Origin of the sequence: Pseudomonas synxantha BG33R, assembly GCF_000263715.2 — a bacterium.
GTDB lineage: Bacteria > Pseudomonadota > Gammaproteobacteria > Pseudomonadales > Pseudomonadaceae > Aquipseudomonas > Aquipseudomonas synxantha_A.
The window spans coordinates 2,228,690-2,244,332 of record NZ_CM001514.1 but is presented as its reverse complement, the minus strand read 5'-3'; the positions used below and the strand labels follow the sequence as shown (position 1 = coordinate 2,244,332).

General features: G+C 60.9%; 16 protein-coding genes and 2 pseudogenes. 8 read left to right on the top strand and 10 right to left on the bottom strand.

What is annotated here, in order from left to right:
- Nucleotides 1-149: 149 nt before the first annotated feature.
- Nucleotides 150-659, bottom strand: a complete 510-nt coding sequence (locus tag PSEBG33_RS16955) for a DUF1993 domain-containing protein (RefSeq protein ID WP_005786889.1) — start codon at nucleotides 657-659, stop codon at nucleotides 150-152.
- A 116-nt stretch (nucleotides 660-775) separates the two neighbouring features.
- On the opposite strand from PSEBG33_RS16955, the gene PSEBG33_RS16960 reads away from it, so the two are divergent.
- Nucleotides 776-1,426, top strand: a complete 651-nt coding sequence (locus PSEBG33_RS16960; protein WP_005786887.1) for a YceH family protein — start codon at nucleotides 776-778, stop codon at nucleotides 1,424-1,426.
- A gap of 69 nt (nucleotides 1,427-1,495) precedes the next feature.
- Here the strand turns inward: PSEBG33_RS16960 and PSEBG33_RS16965 are convergent, their stop codons facing one another.
- A complete protein-coding gene (locus PSEBG33_RS16965) occupies nucleotides 1,496-2,314 on the bottom strand; it encodes a shikimate 5-dehydrogenase (protein WP_005786885.1) in 819 nt (272 codons plus the stop codon).
- Between the two features lie 156 nt (nucleotides 2,315-2,470).
- On the opposite strand from PSEBG33_RS16965, the gene PSEBG33_RS16970 reads away from it, so the two are divergent.
- From PSEBG33_RS16970 to PSEBG33_RS16980, 3 genes are all read left to right on the top strand, one after another.
- Entirely contained in the window at nucleotides 2,471-2,845 is a 375-nt protein-coding gene (locus PSEBG33_RS16970) for a hypothetical protein (protein WP_087945233.1), read from the top strand.
- Nucleotides 2,846-3,064: 219 nt separating this feature from the next.
- Nucleotides 3,065-3,259 carry a hypothetical protein gene (locus PSEBG33_RS16975; RefSeq protein WP_003190284.1) on the top strand — a complete coding sequence of 65 codons (195 nt, stop codon included), beginning with the start codon at nucleotides 3,065-3,067 and terminating at the stop codon, nucleotides 3,257-3,259.
- A gap of 91 nt (nucleotides 3,260-3,350) precedes the next feature.
- Nucleotides 3,351-3,533, top strand: coding sequence for a hypothetical protein (locus PSEBG33_RS16980; protein ID WP_005786881.1), 183 nt, complete (start codon nucleotides 3,351-3,353; stop codon nucleotides 3,531-3,533).
- 3 nt (nucleotides 3,534-3,536) lie between these two features.
- Here the strand turns inward: PSEBG33_RS16980 and PSEBG33_RS16985 are convergent, their stop codons facing one another.
- Entirely contained in the window at nucleotides 3,537-4,604 is a 1,068-nt protein-coding gene (locus PSEBG33_RS16985) for an AI-2E family transporter (RefSeq protein ID WP_005786879.1), read from the bottom strand.
- 172 nt (nucleotides 4,605-4,776) lie between these two features.
- Between PSEBG33_RS16985 and yegQ the strand changes: the two genes are divergently transcribed.
- On the top strand, nucleotides 4,777-6,090 hold the full coding sequence (gene yegQ, locus PSEBG33_RS16990) for a tRNA 5-hydroxyuridine modification protein YegQ (protein ID WP_005786877.1): 1,314 nt from the start codon (nucleotides 4,777-4,779) through the stop codon (nucleotides 6,088-6,090).
- Between the two features lie 4 nt (nucleotides 6,091-6,094).
- Here the strand turns inward: yegQ and PSEBG33_RS30120 are convergent, their stop codons facing one another.
- The 3 genes and pseudogenes from PSEBG33_RS30120 to PSEBG33_RS17000 all read right to left on the bottom strand — a co-directional run bounded on the left by PSEBG33_RS30120 (nucleotide 6,095) and on the right by PSEBG33_RS17000 (nucleotide 9,219).
- Nucleotides 6,095-6,850: a methyl-accepting chemotaxis protein gene (locus PSEBG33_RS30120; RefSeq protein WP_420066315.1), complete on the bottom strand. Its 756-nt coding sequence runs from the start codon at nucleotides 6,848-6,850 to the stop codon at nucleotides 6,095-6,097.
- Between the two features lie 102 nt (nucleotides 6,851-6,952).
- Nucleotides 6,953-7,774, bottom strand: a pseudogene (locus PSEBG33_RS30115) (cache domain-containing protein); the annotation flags it as partial.
- Between the two features lie 125 nt (nucleotides 7,775-7,899).
- Complete coding sequence (locus PSEBG33_RS17000) at nucleotides 7,900-9,219, bottom strand: Na+/H+ antiporter family protein (protein WP_164366002.1); 1,320 nt, start codon at nucleotides 9,217-9,219, stop codon at nucleotides 7,900-7,902.
- Between the two features lie 236 nt (nucleotides 9,220-9,455).
- Here PSEBG33_RS17000 and PSEBG33_RS30110 point away from each other — a divergent pair.
- Both PSEBG33_RS30110 and PSEBG33_RS30105 read left to right on the top strand, forming a co-directional pair.
- Nucleotides 9,456-10,745 (top strand): annotated as a pseudogene (locus PSEBG33_RS30110) (HAMP domain-containing protein); the annotation flags it as partial.
- Nucleotides 10,746-10,847: 102 nt separating this feature from the next.
- Nucleotides 10,848-11,603 (top strand): methyl-accepting chemotaxis protein, encoded by a 756-nt coding sequence (locus PSEBG33_RS30105; RefSeq protein WP_420066314.1) that lies wholly within the window; start codon nucleotides 10,848-10,850, stop codon nucleotides 11,601-11,603.
- A 128-nt stretch (nucleotides 11,604-11,731) separates the two neighbouring features.
- Here PSEBG33_RS30105 and PSEBG33_RS17010 read toward each other — a convergent pair whose 3' ends face one another.
- The 4 genes from PSEBG33_RS17010 to PSEBG33_RS17025 are packed head-to-tail and all read right to left on the bottom strand — an operon-like array spanning nucleotide 11,732 to nucleotide 14,323.
- Nucleotides 11,732-13,045, bottom strand: a complete 1,314-nt coding sequence (locus tag PSEBG33_RS17010; protein ID WP_005786869.1) for a sensor histidine kinase — start codon at nucleotides 13,043-13,045, stop codon at nucleotides 11,732-11,734.
- On the bottom strand, nucleotides 13,042-13,710 hold the full coding sequence (locus PSEBG33_RS17015) for a response regulator transcription factor (protein WP_005786867.1): 669 nt from the start codon (nucleotides 13,708-13,710) through the stop codon (nucleotides 13,042-13,044). Before PSEBG33_RS17015 ends, PSEBG33_RS17010 begins: the two co-directional genes overlap by 4 nt.
- Entirely contained in the window at nucleotides 13,710-14,021 is a 312-nt protein-coding gene (locus PSEBG33_RS17020) for a PepSY domain-containing protein (RefSeq protein WP_005786865.1), read from the bottom strand. The genes PSEBG33_RS17015 and PSEBG33_RS17020 overlap by 1 nt, the downstream gene beginning before the upstream one ends.
- Nucleotides 14,021-14,323, bottom strand: coding sequence for a PepSY domain-containing protein (locus PSEBG33_RS17025; RefSeq protein WP_005786863.1), 303 nt, complete (start codon nucleotides 14,321-14,323; stop codon nucleotides 14,021-14,023). The genes PSEBG33_RS17020 and PSEBG33_RS17025 overlap by 1 nt, the downstream gene beginning before the upstream one ends.
- A 159-nt stretch (nucleotides 14,324-14,482) precedes the next feature.
- Here PSEBG33_RS17025 and PSEBG33_RS17030 point away from each other — a divergent pair, with 159 nt between their 5' ends.
- Nucleotides 14,483-15,562 (top strand): hypothetical protein, encoded by a 1,080-nt coding sequence (locus PSEBG33_RS17030; protein ID WP_005786861.1) that lies wholly within the window; start codon nucleotides 14,483-14,485, stop codon nucleotides 15,560-15,562.
- The last annotated feature ends 81 nt before the right edge of the window (nucleotides 15,563-15,643 follow it).

Here is a 15,643-nt window from a genome sequence, read left to right as displayed (position 1 = left end):
TGAAGGTTGTTTAGGCGCTCCTAAGTGGGGAATATTCGAAAACGCGTTGCACAGAAATATGTAACGAAACATCAGACTGATGTAAAAACCCACACATAAAAAAAACCGGGGCTGTTCATTCAAGAACAACCCCGGGCTGTGTTTAGAGCTTAGAACGCGCCCATGTAATCGCGCTTGCCCACTTCAACACCGTTATGACGCAGCAGGGCGTAAGCGGTGGTGACGTGGAAGAAGAACTGCGGCAGGCCGTAGGTCAACAGGTAGGACTGGCCGCTGAAGCGCTTCTCTTTCGGGGTGCCTGGGCGGGTGACGATCTCGATACCTTCCTTGCCGTCAATCTGCTCGGGCTTGATGGTGTCGACAAACGCCAGGACCTTGGCGATCAACGCTTGCAGGTCGGCGAAGGTGACTTCAGTGTCTTCGTACTTGGGCACTTCGATCTCGGCCAGGCGTGCCGACACGCCTTTGGCGAAGTCGACGGCGATCTGTACCTGGCGCACCAGTGGGAACATATCCGGAAACAGGCGCGCTTGCAGCAGGGCATTGGGCTCGATGTTCTTTGCAGTAGCGTGGGCTTCGGCTTTGTTCAGCACATCGCTCAATGCGTTGAGCATTTGCTTGAAGACTGGGATAGAAGCGGCGTACAGGGAAATAGTCATGTCAGTCTCACGATAATGGCAGGGTTGGAACCAGCGGCGATTATAGCCATGCCCGGCGCTTGTCTTTTATTTTTTGAGGATTACGCTGGTGACCTTCACTGCATAGGGAACGCGCGATGACCGCCGAACATGACACCGACACCCCTGAGCCGCGCCTGAACAGCACGGAAATCCGCATCCTCGGCTGCCTGATCGAAAAACAGGCGACCCACCCGGAAACCTATCCCCTGACACTCAACGCCCTGGTGCTGGCCTGCAATCAGAAAACCAGCCGTGAGCCAGTGATGAACCTCAGCCAGGGCCAGGTCGGCCAAAGCCTGCGCGCGCTGGAGGGCCAAGGCTTTACCCGCCTGGTGATGGGTAGCCGTGCCGACCGCTGGGAACACCGTGTGGACAAGGCGTTGGAACTGGTGCCGGCCCAAGTGATCTTGACCGGGTTGCTGTTTCTGCGGGGGCCGCAGACGGTCAACGAGTTGCTGACCCGTAGCGGGCGTATGCATGACTTTGAAGATGCCGAGCAGGTCGTTCACCAGTTGGAACGCCTGATTGCCCGGGGGTTGGCGGTATTGGTGCCGCGCCAGGCGGGCCAGCGGGAAGATCGGTATACCCACGCGCTGGGGGATCCGGCGGATATTGAAGCGATCATGACCGCACGAGGCAATCCAGTAGAGCGTAGCGCGGGGGCTGTTTCGGTGGAACGGATCGAAGAGCTGGAGGCGCGGATTGCCGCACTGGAAGAACGGCTGGCGCAGTTGGAGCAGACCTGACACAGATAATAATCTGTAGGAGCTGGCTTGCTCGCTCCTACAGGCATTAGGGCTTGCCCCCTCCCACCATTAGCTTCGGGCGAAGGCTACTGCCGCCTCGAACTGCTCCTGCGTTGGGCGCACGCCTGTATAAAGCACAAACTGCTCCAGTGCCTGGATCGCGATGACCTCCAGCCCGGTAATCACCCGCTTGCCCTTGGCACGGCCACGCACGATCAATGGTGTTTCAGCCGGAATTGCCACCACATCAAAAACAGTTTCTGCCTGATCAATCGCGTCGGCATCGAACGCCAATGCATCCGCCTCGGCCCCGCCTGTCATACCAATGGGCGTCACATTGATCAGCATTTGTGGGCGCAGGTCGCCCAGGTCCGCCTGCCACTCATACCCCAGGTTGCTGGCCAATGCCCGGCCCGCCACCTCATTGCGCGCTACGATCACACCGTTGGCATAACCGCCATCACGCAAGGCGCTGGCCACCGCCTTGGCCATGCCGCCGCTGCCACGCAGGGCGAAGGTGGAATCTTTTGGCACGGCGTGCTTCTTCAGCAGTTGCTCGACAGCAATGTAATCGGTGTTGTAAGCCTTGAGATGACCGTTGGTGTTGACGATGGTGTTCAGCGAGTCAATGGCTTGAACCGAATCGTCGAGTTCGTCCACCAACGCGATGGCCGCCTCCTTGAACGGCATGGAAACCCCACAACCCCGCACGCCCAAGGCTCGGATGCCACCGATCGCGCCGGGTAAATCCTGGCTGCTGAAGGCTTTATAGTAGAAATTCAGCCCAAGCTGCTCATACAAATGGTTATGAAAACGCAGGCCAAAGTTCCCGGGCCGCGCCGACAGCGACATGCACAGTTGGGTGTCCTTGTTGGGGTGCATCTGCATGGGTAACTCCTTGAAGTAAGCAAATCGGTACAGACCTTACACAACCTTTACCTAATGGCCGTGCTGTTTTTTTGAAATACGTTGTCTTAAAAGTATCCCCGCGACAATCCTTGGGTCTATTGATTGCAGACCACAAGCGCAGGGGCTAACCGAGGAATGACCATGATGCGTAAAATCCCCAGAATCGCCTTGCTTATCGGCGCACTTGCGATGGCCGGCCAAGCCTCCGCCCACGGTGGTGGTTGGGGTGGTCCGGCAGTGTTGGGTGCACTTGTGGGCGCAGCTGTCGTCGGCTCCGTGGTTGCCAGCCAACCTCGTGAGGTCTATGTGCAACAGCCGGTGTATGTGCAACCGCAGCCGGTGTATGCCGCCCCACCCCCGGTCTATTACGCGCCACCACCACCGGTGTACGTGCAGCAGCAGGTTTACTACCGCCCGGCGCCGGTCTACTACGGGCCTCCCCGCGGCTATTATGGCCCGCCTCGCGGCTACTACGGCCCTCCCCAGGGCTACTACCGCCACGGTTGGTAATTTTCAATTGAGTTGAGTGGAACAGGCCCCGCCCACATACGGGGCCTTTTTTTGCCTGGAACGTCCGGTTTTATCCTGCCAATGTCGCTATGACGACAATCCCACAGTACAAGAGTCGCATATCCTCTTGATCGGCCCAGGCGTGCGCTGTCATGGTTGCGTCATAAAACAGTCTCACTATCGACCCGGTCCACCAATAACAATTAAGGACGAACGAACATGCCCACCCAGAATCCGCACCGCACCGCCGGCCTCTGCACGTCCAGCAAGGTCTACAGCGCCTTGACCGAGCTCAAGCACCTTGAAGGCCATCGCAGCGCGAAGTTCCTGGCGCTGTTGGCTGAAAACCTGGTGCGCAAGGGGCTGCTCAGTGAGCACGAAGTGGTGAACATGCTCGACCAGGTGGTGGATTAACGCCTGGCGTTGATGTCGACTATCGAGCCAGGTGATTTTTCCTGGATAGCGACACCCCTTAAGGTGACCTCCATAGCGATTGGAGGTCCTTATGCCCACTGTTCAAATCATGTCTGTCATCGGTAGCGCCGTTCCCACCCCTCTGCGCAAGCTCGGCTTGCTTGCCTGCTGGTACGTGGTACGTGATGGCGAGCCTATCAGCGGCCCGCTCACTTCGTTGTCTGACGCCGAAACACAACGCCGGCTGGCAGCCGACTTCAGGCTCCAGGCCTGAGACCTAAGGCAAGGGCAACTTGACCCGCGGCTTGGTTTCGGCGAACAACGCCCAGCACGACATGAACAAGGCCGCCACCAGCGGCCCGATCACGAAGCCGTTGAGGCCAAACACCGACAAGCCGCCCAGGGTCGAGATCAGGATCAGGTAGTCCGGCATCTTGGTGTCTTTGCCCACCAGGACCGGGCGCAGCACGTTGTCCACCAGGCCAATCACGAAGACGCCAAAAAGCCCCAGCACCACGCCCTGCCAGATGGCGCCGCTCAACAGGAAATAAACGGCCACTGGCGCCCAGACAATCCCTGCGCCCACCGCCGGCAGCAAGGACAGGAACGCCATCAGTACCGCCCAGAGCAACGCACTGGGGATATCCAGGAACCAGAAGATCAAACCACCCAGCGCACCCTGGGTCACGGCCACCAGTACGTTGCCCTTGACCGTGGCCCGCACCACCCGGTTGAACTTGAGTTGCAGGCGGCGCTTTTGCGGCTCGGCCAATGGCACCGCCGTGCGCACCTTGCGCACCAGCTCGGGGCCATCGCGCAGCAGGAAAAACAGCAGGTACAGCATGATGAAAAAGCTCACCAGGAAATCAAAGGTGCCCTGGCCGAAGCTGAACGCCTGGGAAGCGAAGAACTGACTGCCCTGCATCGCGCCCTTGACTACCTTTTCACGTAGCCCTTCCAGGTTGCCCATGCCAAAGCGATCGAGCAGTTGCTGGAAGTACGGCGGCAGGAAGTTCTTGAACTGCTCGATATAACCGGCCACGTCGAGCTTGCCGCTTTCGACGTTTTTATACAGCGTGGCCCCCTCTTGAACCAGCAACGCACTGGTAATGATCACGGGCAGAATCGCGATCACCAGGCACACCATCAAGGTGGTCAGGGAGGTCAGGTTGCGGTTCCAACTGAAGCGTTGCTGCAGGCGGCGCTGCATCGGCGCGAAGATGATGCCGAGGATCACTGCCCAGAACACCGCACCATAGAACGGCAGCAATATCCAGATAAAGGCGATGGTCACCAGCGCCAGCAATAGCAGCAGGGTTTTGAATTGCAGGTTGGTTTGATTCATGTCCGGTCCATATGAGAAAAGCCGGGCCGGTGTCAGCCCTGTTGCTTAGTCCGCGGCGAAACCTGGGAGTGCCCTTGTTTATCGAACAAGCATAGATCGGCTTGTTTAGACCTGGGTCAATAAACCGTGACCGCCCGTGCACTACCCTCGCGCCTTTTTGCGACCCACGCCCATGCCTCCGATGATTGCCCCCGAACTGCTCGCTCCCGCCGGCACCCTGAAAAACATGCGCTACGCCTTCGCCTACGGTGCCGATGCGGTTTACGCCGGCCAGCCGCGCTACAGCCTGCGCGTGCGCAACAACGAATTCGACCACGCCAACCTCGCCCTCGGCATCCAGGAAGCACATGCGCAGGGCAAGCGTTTTTATGTAGTGGTGAACATCGCGCCGCACAACGCCAAGCTCAAGACCTTCCTCAAGGACCTGGCGCCGGTGATCGCCATGGGCCCGGATGCGCTGATCATGTCCGACCCTGGGCTGATCATGCTGGTGCGCCAGCATTTCGCGCAGATGCCGATTCATCTGTCGGTACAGGCCAACACGGTGAACTGGGCCAGCGTGCAATTCTGGCAGCAACAAGGCATTGGCCGGGTGATCCTGTCGCGGGAACTGTCCCTGGAAGAAATCGGCGAGATCCGCCAGCACGTACCCACCATGGAACTGGAGGTGTTCGTACATGGCGCCCTGTGCATGGCCTATTCCGGGCGCTGCCTGCTGTCGGGCTACATGAACAAGCGCGACGCCAACCAGGGCACCTGCACCAATGCCTGCCGCTGGAAATACCAGGCCACGCCGGCAGTGGAGAACGCGACCGGCGACATCGTCCAGCACCATCAGCCGACGCTGGGGGTCGGTACACCCACCGACCAGGTATTCCTGTTACAGGAAGCCAACCGTCCCGATGAGCAAATGCCGGCCTTTGAAGACGAACATGGCACGTACATCATGAACGCCAAAGACTTGCGCGCCGTGCAACACGTGGAGCGCCTGGCGCAGATGGGCGTGCACTCATTGAAGATCGAGGGCCGCACCAAATCCCATTTCTATTGCGCACGCACCACCCAGGTGTATCGCCAGGCGATCGACGACGCAGTGGCCGGGCGCGCGTTTGATCGCGGCTTGATGACCAATCTGGAGTCCCTGGCCCAGCGCGGCTACACCGAAGGTTTCCTGCGTCGACATGTGCACGACGAATACCAGAACTACCAGAACGGCAGCTCGGTGTCCGAGCGCCAGCAGTTTGTTGGGGAATTGACCGGCGAACGTCGCGGGGAGTTGGCCGAGGTCAAGGTAAAGAATCGCTTTGCCGTGGGCGATCACCTGGAATTGATGACGCCCGCCGGCAACTTTCACTTTGACTTGGCCACCTTGCACAACGCCAAGGGGCAAGCCATTGAGGTGGCGCCGGGGGACGGGCACACGGTGTATGTGCCCTTGCCGACCGAGATGGACCTGCGTTTTGGCCTACTGATGCGCGATTTGTAGAACCTCAGATCCTGAATTGACCGACCAACTGCCCCAACCGTTGGCCAAGGTCCGCCAGGCTGCGCGAGGTCTGGGCGCCGAGCTGGGTTTCATCCGCTACGCTGTCCACCGCCACGGCAATCTGATGCACGCTGCGGTTGATCTCTTCGGCCACAGCAGTCTGCTCTTCGGCGGCGCTGGCGATCTGCGCATTCATCGAGTTGATGGTGCCGATCAACTGGGCCATGGTATCGAGGGACGCCCCGGCTTCGTTGGCCTGGGCCGAGGTGCCTTCGCCCGCATCGCTGGAGCGGCGCATGGCGTCCACGGCGGCTTCGGTGCCCTTTTGCAGGCGATCGATCATGCCCTGGATTTCCTGGGTGCTGGTTTGCGTACGGCTTGCCAGGGCGCGCACTTCGTCGGCGACCACGGCAAACCCGCGACCGGCCTCCCCGGCCCGCGCAGCCTCGATGGCCGCATTGAGCGCCAGCAGGTTGGTTTGTTCGGCAATCGAGCGGATTACGCCAAGCACACTGACAATCGACGACACATCCTGCTGCAGGCTGTCCAGGGACACACCGCTGCTGCGGATATCGTTCACCAGCGCGTGAATCTGCGCGATGCTGCCGTCCACCACGCGTTTGGCGGCCTGGCCCTCGGCGTCGGTCTGTTGCGCGGCGACCGCAGCGCCCTGGGCACTGCGCGCCACTTCATGGGCCGCGGACGACATCTGGTTGATCGCGGTGGCCACCTGGTCGGTCTCGTGGCGCTGGCGTTCCATGGCCTGTTCGGAGCGCTGGGCCTGGTCGGACACCTGGCTCACCAGCCCAGTAAGCTGGGCCGTCATTTCGGTGATCTGGCGCACCAGGCCGTGGATTTTATCGACAAACCGGTTGAACGCACCGGCCAGGTCGCCCAGTTCATCCTGGCTGGTGATGGCCAGGCGGCGGGTCAGGTCGCCTTCACCGGCAGCGATGTCGTCGAGGTTGGCTTTCATCAGGTTCAGCGGGCGCAGGATGGTATTGGCGACTAACATGCCCACCGCCGCAATCACCAGCAACACCACCACAGCCACGCCAAGGATGCTCAGCAGCACGCCTTGCATACGCTGTTCGACCTTGTCCTGGACCACCGCCACCTGGGCCTCGATGCCGTCCAGGTTCACAGAGGTGCCGATAACCATGTCCCATTTGGGCAGGTATTCGGTGTAGCCGAGCTTGGGCACCAGTTCGGTCTGGCCAGGTTGGGTCGAACTGTATTGCAAGTAGTGGGTGCCGTCCTTGCCGACCTTGACCAGGTCGCGATTGACGTAGACACCGTTGGGGTCACGGTTGTCCTTGAAGCTTTTGCCTACGCCGTCCGGGCTGTTGCCCTTGAACAGGCGGATGGTTTCGGAGTCGTAGCCGAAGAAATAACCGTCTTTGCCGTAGCGGGTGTTGGACAGCAACTTGACCACCTGCGCCCGCGCCGTGCTATCGCCGGGAGCAGCTGCGTCGTAGAGCGGCTTGATGGTGGTCATGGCCACTTCGACATAGCCTTGCAAAGTGGCCTTGGCGTCGTCGAGCAGGCGCTGGCGGGTTTCATCCACTTCGTTGCGGGCCTGGCCCTGCAGAATCCACACGGTGGTGAGGCTGATGACCACGGCAAACAGCAACACCGGCACAACGGCAAGGGCCAGGACTTTGGCCTTCAAACTCAGACGCATGGCTTTTCTCTCTTGTTAGTGGCGACTTGAGAGGTTAACGGCCAAGTAAGTGATTTCTGTAGGAGCGAGCTTGTGTGGCGAGGGAGCTTGCTCCCTCGCCACAGTGGAGGTGTGCAGTGCTTGCGTCAGAGCGTCATTGCAGCCAGCCAGCCAAATGCCAGCAACGGGATGTTGTAGTGCAGGAAGGTCGGCACCACGGTGTCCCAGATATGGTGGTGCTGGCCGTCGATATTCAGGCCGGAGGTGGGGCCGAGGGTGGAGTCCGATGCGGGCGAGCCGGCATCGCCCAATGCACCGGCGGTGCCGACGATGCACACGATGGCCAACGGGCTGAAGCCCAGTTGTACGCACAGCGGCACGAAAATCGCGGCAAGGATCGGCACCGTGGAAAACGACGAGCCGATGCCCATGGTGACCAACAGCCCCACCAACAACATCAGCAACGCCCCTACCCCGCGGCTATGACCGATAAACGCCGCCGAGGCTTCCACCAGTGAGCGTACGTCACCGGTGGCCTTGAGCACTTCGGCAAAGCCCGACGAGGCGATCATGATGAAGCCGATCATCGCCATCATCTTCATGCCTTCGGTGAACAGGTCATCGGTGTCGCTCCAGCGCACGATGCCCGACACCGAGAAGATCAAAAACCCGGCCAGGGCGCCGATGATCATCGAGTCCAGCCACAGCTGAATGATGAACGCCGCGGCAATCGCCAGGCCGGCCACCAGCAGGGTCAGCGGGTTGTACTGCACCGCCACTTGCTCGACGCGCTCGATTTTTTCCAAGTCGTACACGCGTTTTTTGCGGTAGCTGACAAACACCGCCACCAGCAGGCCGACCACCATGCCCAGTGCCGGCAGGCCCATGGCATGGGTGACGTTGACCTGGCTGATATCCACGCCACTCTTGGCCACGTTGGCCAACAGGATCTGGTTGAGGAAGATGTTGCCGAAGCCCACCGGCAGGAACATGTATGGCGTGATCAGGCCGAAGGTCATCACACACGCGATCAGGCGGCGGTCCAGTTGCAGCTTGGTCAGCACGTACAACAGCGGCGGTACCAGCAACGGAATGAACGCAATATGGATCGGCAGGATGTTCTGCGAGGCAATCGCCACCACCCACAACAGGCCGATCAACAGCCATTTGACGTGGCTGCCGCCGCTGGCTTCCTGGCGGTCCACCAGCAGCAAGGCTTTGTCTGCCAGCGCATGGGCCAGGCCGGACTTGGCAATGGCCACCGCGAAAGCGCCCAGCAGTGCGTAAGACAAGGCGACGGTTGCACCACCGCCCAGACCGCCGTTGAAGGCTTTGAGCGTGGCGTCGATCCCCAGGCCACCGGTCAAGCCGCCCACCAGGGCACCAACGATGATGGCGATGACCACATGCACGCGGGACAGGCTGAGCACCAGCATGGTGCCGACCGCGGCGATGACTGCGTTAATCATGGTTACCTCAAGCAAAAACATAAAAGACAGGCATACCCGCGCACGGCCCATGGGAACAGCTGCCGGCGTGCAGGCTTGAAAGAGGTCTTATTAGAGGGCGCGCACTTTGCAGCAGGCAGGCGCTCATGTCAAAAAACGACGCCGCTTTGAGGTTTAAATGGGCCGTTTGAATAAAGAACCACGGGCGCCGGCCGATAAGCTGTTTCCATGTGCTTTCAGGTAAGGATGTCCCGATGTCGCTCAGGCAGCTCTCCATTCAATGGAAAATCACCCTGCTGGCGGGCCTGTGCCTGCTGGGGATCGTGACCCTGCTGGTGGGTCTGTCGCTGTATCGCATGGCGCAGAGCTCGGAGCAGGTCAAGGCGTCCAGCATGAAGATGCTCGACGAAGCCGCCCAGGCGCGCATTGAGGCCCAAGGTGAAGTGCAGGCATTGGGCATTCGTCAGCAGTTCATGGATGCCTACCAGTACGGCCATGGGTTTTCCCGCCAGGTACTGTTTTTGCGCGAACAGGCGGAGAAACGCTTTCTCGATGCCTTCGACACCCGTGAAGACCTGACCCGCCAGGTCAAGGCCGCCTTACAGGCCAACCCCGACCTGCTGGGTTTGTCCCTGGTATTCGAAGCCAATGCGCTGGATGGCAAAGACGAGCTATTTGCCAACCAGGCGGAACTGGGCAGTAATGACAAGGGCCGGTTCGCCCTTTACTGGTCGCAACCCACACCCGGCAAAATCACTTCGATGGCGCTGCCTGAAAGCGACATGACCGACACCTCCATTAGCCCCAGCGGTGAAAAAGCCAACGCCTGGTTCACCTGCCCGCGCACGACCCTCAAGCCGTGTGTGATCGAACCCTATTTCTATGTGATCGACGGTCAGAACGTGCTGATGACCAGCATCGTGTTCCCGCTGATGGTCAATGGCAAAGTCATTGCCTCACTGTCGGTGGACATCAACCTCAACAGCTTGCAGGCCGTGAGCCAACAGGCCAGCCAGAAGCTGTACGACGGCCAGACCCAAGTCAGCATCCTCAGCCCCACCGGTTTGCTGGCTGGCTACAGCCCGGACGCGAGCAAACTCAGCCAGCGTCTGGAGCAGGTCGACACCGCCAGCGGCGCGCAGTTGGTCAGTGCCTTGGCCAACAGCACCCAGACCCACAGCCTGCGCACCGACCAGCAACTCAAGGTGCTGGCGCCGTTTGCGCCGATCCCAGGGGGCAAGTCGTGGGGCGTATTGCTGGATGTACCGGGAAAAGTTCTGGTAGCCCCCGCCGAGGCGCTGAAAACCCAGCTGGACGCTGACAATGCCAAGGGCACCCTGCTGGAACTGGGCCTGGGCCTGCTGGCCGCTGTGGTTGGCTTGGTACTGGTGTGGTTGATGGCGCGCAGTGTGACTCGGCCGATTCTTGGCGTGGCGCATATGCTCGAAGACATCGCCAGCGGCGAAGGCGACCTGACCCGGCGCCTGGCTTACAGCAAACAGGACGAACTGGGCCAATTGGCTGGCTGGTTCAACCGTTTCCTCGACAAGCTGCAACCGATTATTGCCGAAGTCAAACGCTCGGTGCAGGACGCCCGCGGCACCGCCGACCAGTCTGCCGAGGTTGCTACGCAGACCAGTGCCGGCATGGAACAGCAGTATCGCCAGGTGGATCAGGTGGCCACCGCGTCCCATGAAATGAGCGCCACCGCCCAGGACGTCGCCCGCAGTGCCGCTCAGGCGGCCCAGGCTGCGAAGGATGCCGACCAGGCGACGCGCGAAGGCTTGACCATCATTGACCGCACCACCGCCAACATTGGTGACCTGGCCGCCGATATGAGCACCGCCATGACCCAGGTGGAAGGCTTGGCCGCTAACAGCGAGAAGATCGGCTCGGTGCTCGAAGTGATTCGTGGCATCGCCGAGCAGACCAACCTGTTGGCGCTTAACGCCGCCATCGAAGCCGCCCGTGCCGGCGAGGCCGGGCGAGGTTTTGCGGTGGTCGCCGACGAAGTGCGCAACCTGGCACGACGCACCCAGGAGTCGGTGGAAGAAACCCGCGTGGTGATCGAACAATTGCAAAACGGTACTACCGACGTGGTCAGCTCCATGGGCAACAGCTATCGCCAGGCCCAAGGCAGCGTCGAACAAGTCGGCCAGGCCGTCACAGCCTTGCACCAGATTGGCAACGCGGTCACGGTGATCAGCGACATGAACCTGCAGATCGCCAGCGCCGCCGAAGAGCAAAGCGCGGTGGCCGAAGAGATCAACAACAACGTGGCGACCATTCGCGATGTGACCGAGTCGCTGTCGGAACAGGCCAATGAATCGGCGCGGGTCAGCCAGGCGTTGAACAGCCTGGCCAACCAGCAGCAGGGTTTGATGGATCAGTTTCGGGTCTGAATGCAGCCAGGCTTTTCTGTGGGAGCCGGGCTTGCCCGCGATGCAACACCTCGGTATTTCAGGCAAACCGAGTCGGTGCTATCGCAGGCAAGCCAACTCCCACATTTTTGAACTGGGGTGGGTCAGTGCTAGCGGCGTGGTAGCTCGATCAATACCTTGAGCCCACCCAGCTCACTTTCCTGCAACTGCAACACCCCGCCCCACACCTCAACGATGTCCCGCACGATCCCCAATCCCAGGCCATGGCCGACCCTCTGCTCATCCAGGCGTGCGCCGCGACTGAATACCTGGTCGCGCTGGGCCTGAGGAATGCCCGGACCGTCGTCCTCCACCGCCAACAGGTAGCCCCGGGGCGTCTCGCTGACGCTCAAGCGCACCTCGGCATCCGCCCACTTGCAGGCGTTGTCCAACAGGTTGCCCAGCAGTTCCAACAGGTCTTCACGGTCCCAGGGCAAATGCAGACCCGGCGCGACCTGATAGGCGAGGTCCAGGTGCTCACCATGGATCATGCGCAGGGTGGCCAACAAACCGGGCAGTTCCTTTTCACAGTCAAACAGCGCACCCGGCAGCGCATCGCCCGCCAGGCGGGCACGGTTAAGCTCGCGATTGAGGCGCTGCTGCACCTGTTCCAGTTGCTCGCGCAACAACTGGCTCAACTGCGGATGATCCTTGAGCGCATCACTGGAGGCTGCGCTCAACAGCACCGCCATAGGGGTTTTCAGCGCATGGCCCAGGTTGCCGAGGGCATTGCGTGAGCGCTTGAGGCTGTCTTCAGTGTGGGCCAGCAAATGGTTGATTTGCGCCACCAGCGGTTCCAGTTCCTGCGGCACCTGAGTGTCGAGTTGGGAGCGCTGGCCTTGCTGCAGTTGAGCGATCTGGTTGCGCGCCGTCTCCAGCGGGCGCAAGGCGCGACGCACGGTGACCCGTTGCAGCACCAGCACCAGCAGCAGCGCCACCACCCCCACCACCAGGCCCACCTGACGCATCAGGCGAAAGCTTTCCCGCACGGGTGTGTAGTCCTGCGCCACGCTGATGGAAATCAACTTGCCAAAGCGCTTGTAGTCCGAGCGCAACACCAACAACTGCTGACCTTCCGGGCCCAATTGCAGGTTGCCCTTGAGCCCCGCCTCCGGAAGCCTGGGCAGCTCCTGATCCCACAGTGAACGAGAGCGCCAATGGACATCGGCAAAGTCGATACGAAAATAATGCCCGGAGAACGGCCGCTGATAAGCCGGTGACAGGCGCTGTTCATCCAACTGGACGCCGTTGGGCCCGCGCACCAGCGCCACCAGCAGGTTCTCGCTGTCGTTGCGCAAGCCCGCCTCCAGGTAGCGCTGCAAGCCTGCTTCGAACAGCAAGAGGCTGGTCTGCGCCAGTACCACGCCGACGATCACCATCACGCTGATCAACCCCAGGCTCAGGCGCCGCTGGATCGACTTCATGCCGGGGTGGCGCCAAATCGGTAGCCCTGGCCGCGCCGGGTTTCGATGACGCTGCGCCCCAGTTTGCGGCGCAGATGGTTGACATGGACCTCCAGTACATTGGAGTCACGCTCGGTCTCGCCGTCATATAAATGCTCGGCCAGATGGCTTTTGGACAGAATCTGTTCGGGGTGCAGCATGAAATAGCGCAGCAAGCGAAATTCAGCGGCCGTCAGTTGGATCTCGGCGCCATCGCGCAGTACACACTGGCGACCTTCATCCAGATGCAGGCCGGCAGCTTGCAGCGTTGGCTGGTTGGCTTGGCCGTGGGAGCGGCGTAACAGCGCCTGGATGCGCAGGTACAGTTCTTCGGGGTGAAAGGGTTTGCTCAGGTAATCATCGGCTCCGGCCTTGAGCCCTTCGATACGCTCGGCCCAGGAATCGCGGGCGGTGAGGATCAGCACCGGGATGGCCAGCGCGGCGGCGCGCCATTGCGCCAGCACCTCAAGCCCGGGCAAGCCAGGAAGGCCAAGGTCAAGGATGATCAGGTCATACGGCTCGCTGCGCCCTTGATACACGGCGTCGCGGCCATCGGCCAGCCAGTCGACCGCATAGCCCTGGCGCTGCAGGCCGGCCAGCAGTTCGTCGGCCAGGGGTACGTTGTCTTCCACCAGAAGCAGGCGCATCAGTCTTCCTCATCTTTGATCAGCACACCATTGGTCGCGTCCAGCTTGATCTCGCGTACCACGCCTTCGGTGGTCACCAATTCCACTTCATAGGCGTATTGCCCGTGTTTCTTTTCCAGCTCGGCCTCCAGCAGCCGCGAGCCGGGATAACGCGCCATGGCTTGGTGCAGCAGCTGTTCCAGCGGCAGAATCACGCCCTGCTGGCGCAGGGCCAGGGCTTCATCCTGGTTGAGGTCGCGGGCCGCCAGGCTGGAGCAAAAAATCATGAGCACCAGCGCCACTCGACTGCCGACGCGTAAATTTACCTTCATTACGTATCCTGATGATTCTTGAGAACCTGCCCGGTGAGCGCGTTCAATTCAACGTCCCATTCAATGCCGTCGGCATCTTGCAGCTCGACTTCGTAGACGTACTTGCCGTATTCCTCATCCAGGTCGGTGTCCAGTAGCGTCGAACCGGGGTGAAGGGCCAGGGCCGTGGCTTCCAATTGATCGAAAGCGACAATAGTAACAGTGGCGGGCACGATCAGTGGCTTGTCAGGGTCCGCGGCGGCGGCTTGGGTCGCCGTAACGATGATGATAGCGGCGGCGCCCAGAACAGTGAGGCGCTTCATGATAAGTCTCCGTTACATGATGTTTTCCTACGCCGGTCACGGTACCTGTCGCAACTTAACTGAAACTGAATTGCCACCATGGCAATTTCCGAGCGGACCCTTTTCCCCACTGCCAGCGAGATTTTCTATAATGCCCCGCTTGCCTCACCAGAGACCGGTATGACTGCCATCCACATCAAGTTCCCTGCCTTGACCCTCAAGGCAGGCAAACGTGTGTTCAGCCGCATTCGCGAACAGGGACTTGCGCCTGCCGACGTGGGTATCCTCCCCGGTGCGGCCGGTGGCCCCAAGGCCCTGGGTATCCAAGGGCTGGACTTGGCGCTGTTCGGTGACTGGTTGCCGCGCGCACCAAGGGAACGCGCGCTGATCGGCGCCTCCATTGGTTCGTGGCGGTTTGCCAGCGCCTGCCTGCCCGACCCGGTGCAGGGCTTGCTGGACCTGGGCCGCTTGTATAACGAGCAGCGCTTTGCCAAGGGCGTGACCATGGCCGAAGTCAGTCAGAGCTGCCAACGGATGCTCGATGACCTGCTGGCCGGCCGTGATGCGCAGGTACTGGACAACCCCGACTACCGGCTGAACATCATGGTGGTCAAGAGCCACGGGCTGCTTGCCGATGACCACCGTGGGCGGCTGGGGCTGGGCTTGTCGTCGGTGATTGCCGATAACCTGCGGGGCCGCGCCCGGCTGTCGCGGCATTTCGAGCGGCTGATCATCCACGACCCGCGCCAGGCGCCGCCGGTACATCCGCTCAAGGACTTTGCCTCGCGCTTCATCGACCTGGAACTGGGCAACCTGCGCCAGGCGCTACTGGCATCCGGCTCAATCCCCATGGTCATGCAAGGCGTGCGCGACCTGCCCGGCGCCGGGGCCGGCACCTACCGCGACGGCGGCCTGCTGGACTACCACCTCGACCTACCCTATCTCGGCGATGACATCGTGCTGTACCCGCACTTCACCGATCGAGTCATCCCCGGCTGGTTCGACAAGGGCCTGCCGTGGCGACGCAGCAACCCGCAAGGCTTGCAGGATGTATTGTTGCTGGCGCCATCCAGGGACTACCTGGCCCGCCTGCCCCACGGCAAACTGCCAGACCGTAGTGACTTCAAGCGCTTTATGGGCGACGACCCGAGCCGCAACAAATATTGGCAAACCGCGATGAGCGAGAGCCGGCGGCTGGGGGACGAGTTCCTGGCATTGGCAGATAACGGCAAATTGGGCGAACACTTGCAAGCCCTTTGACCCTGGCGAGGGGCGGTATGCGCAAGGGTTGATCAAACTGTTAAACTCGCCGCCTGCCAGACACCTGACCGAGCTGAAAAC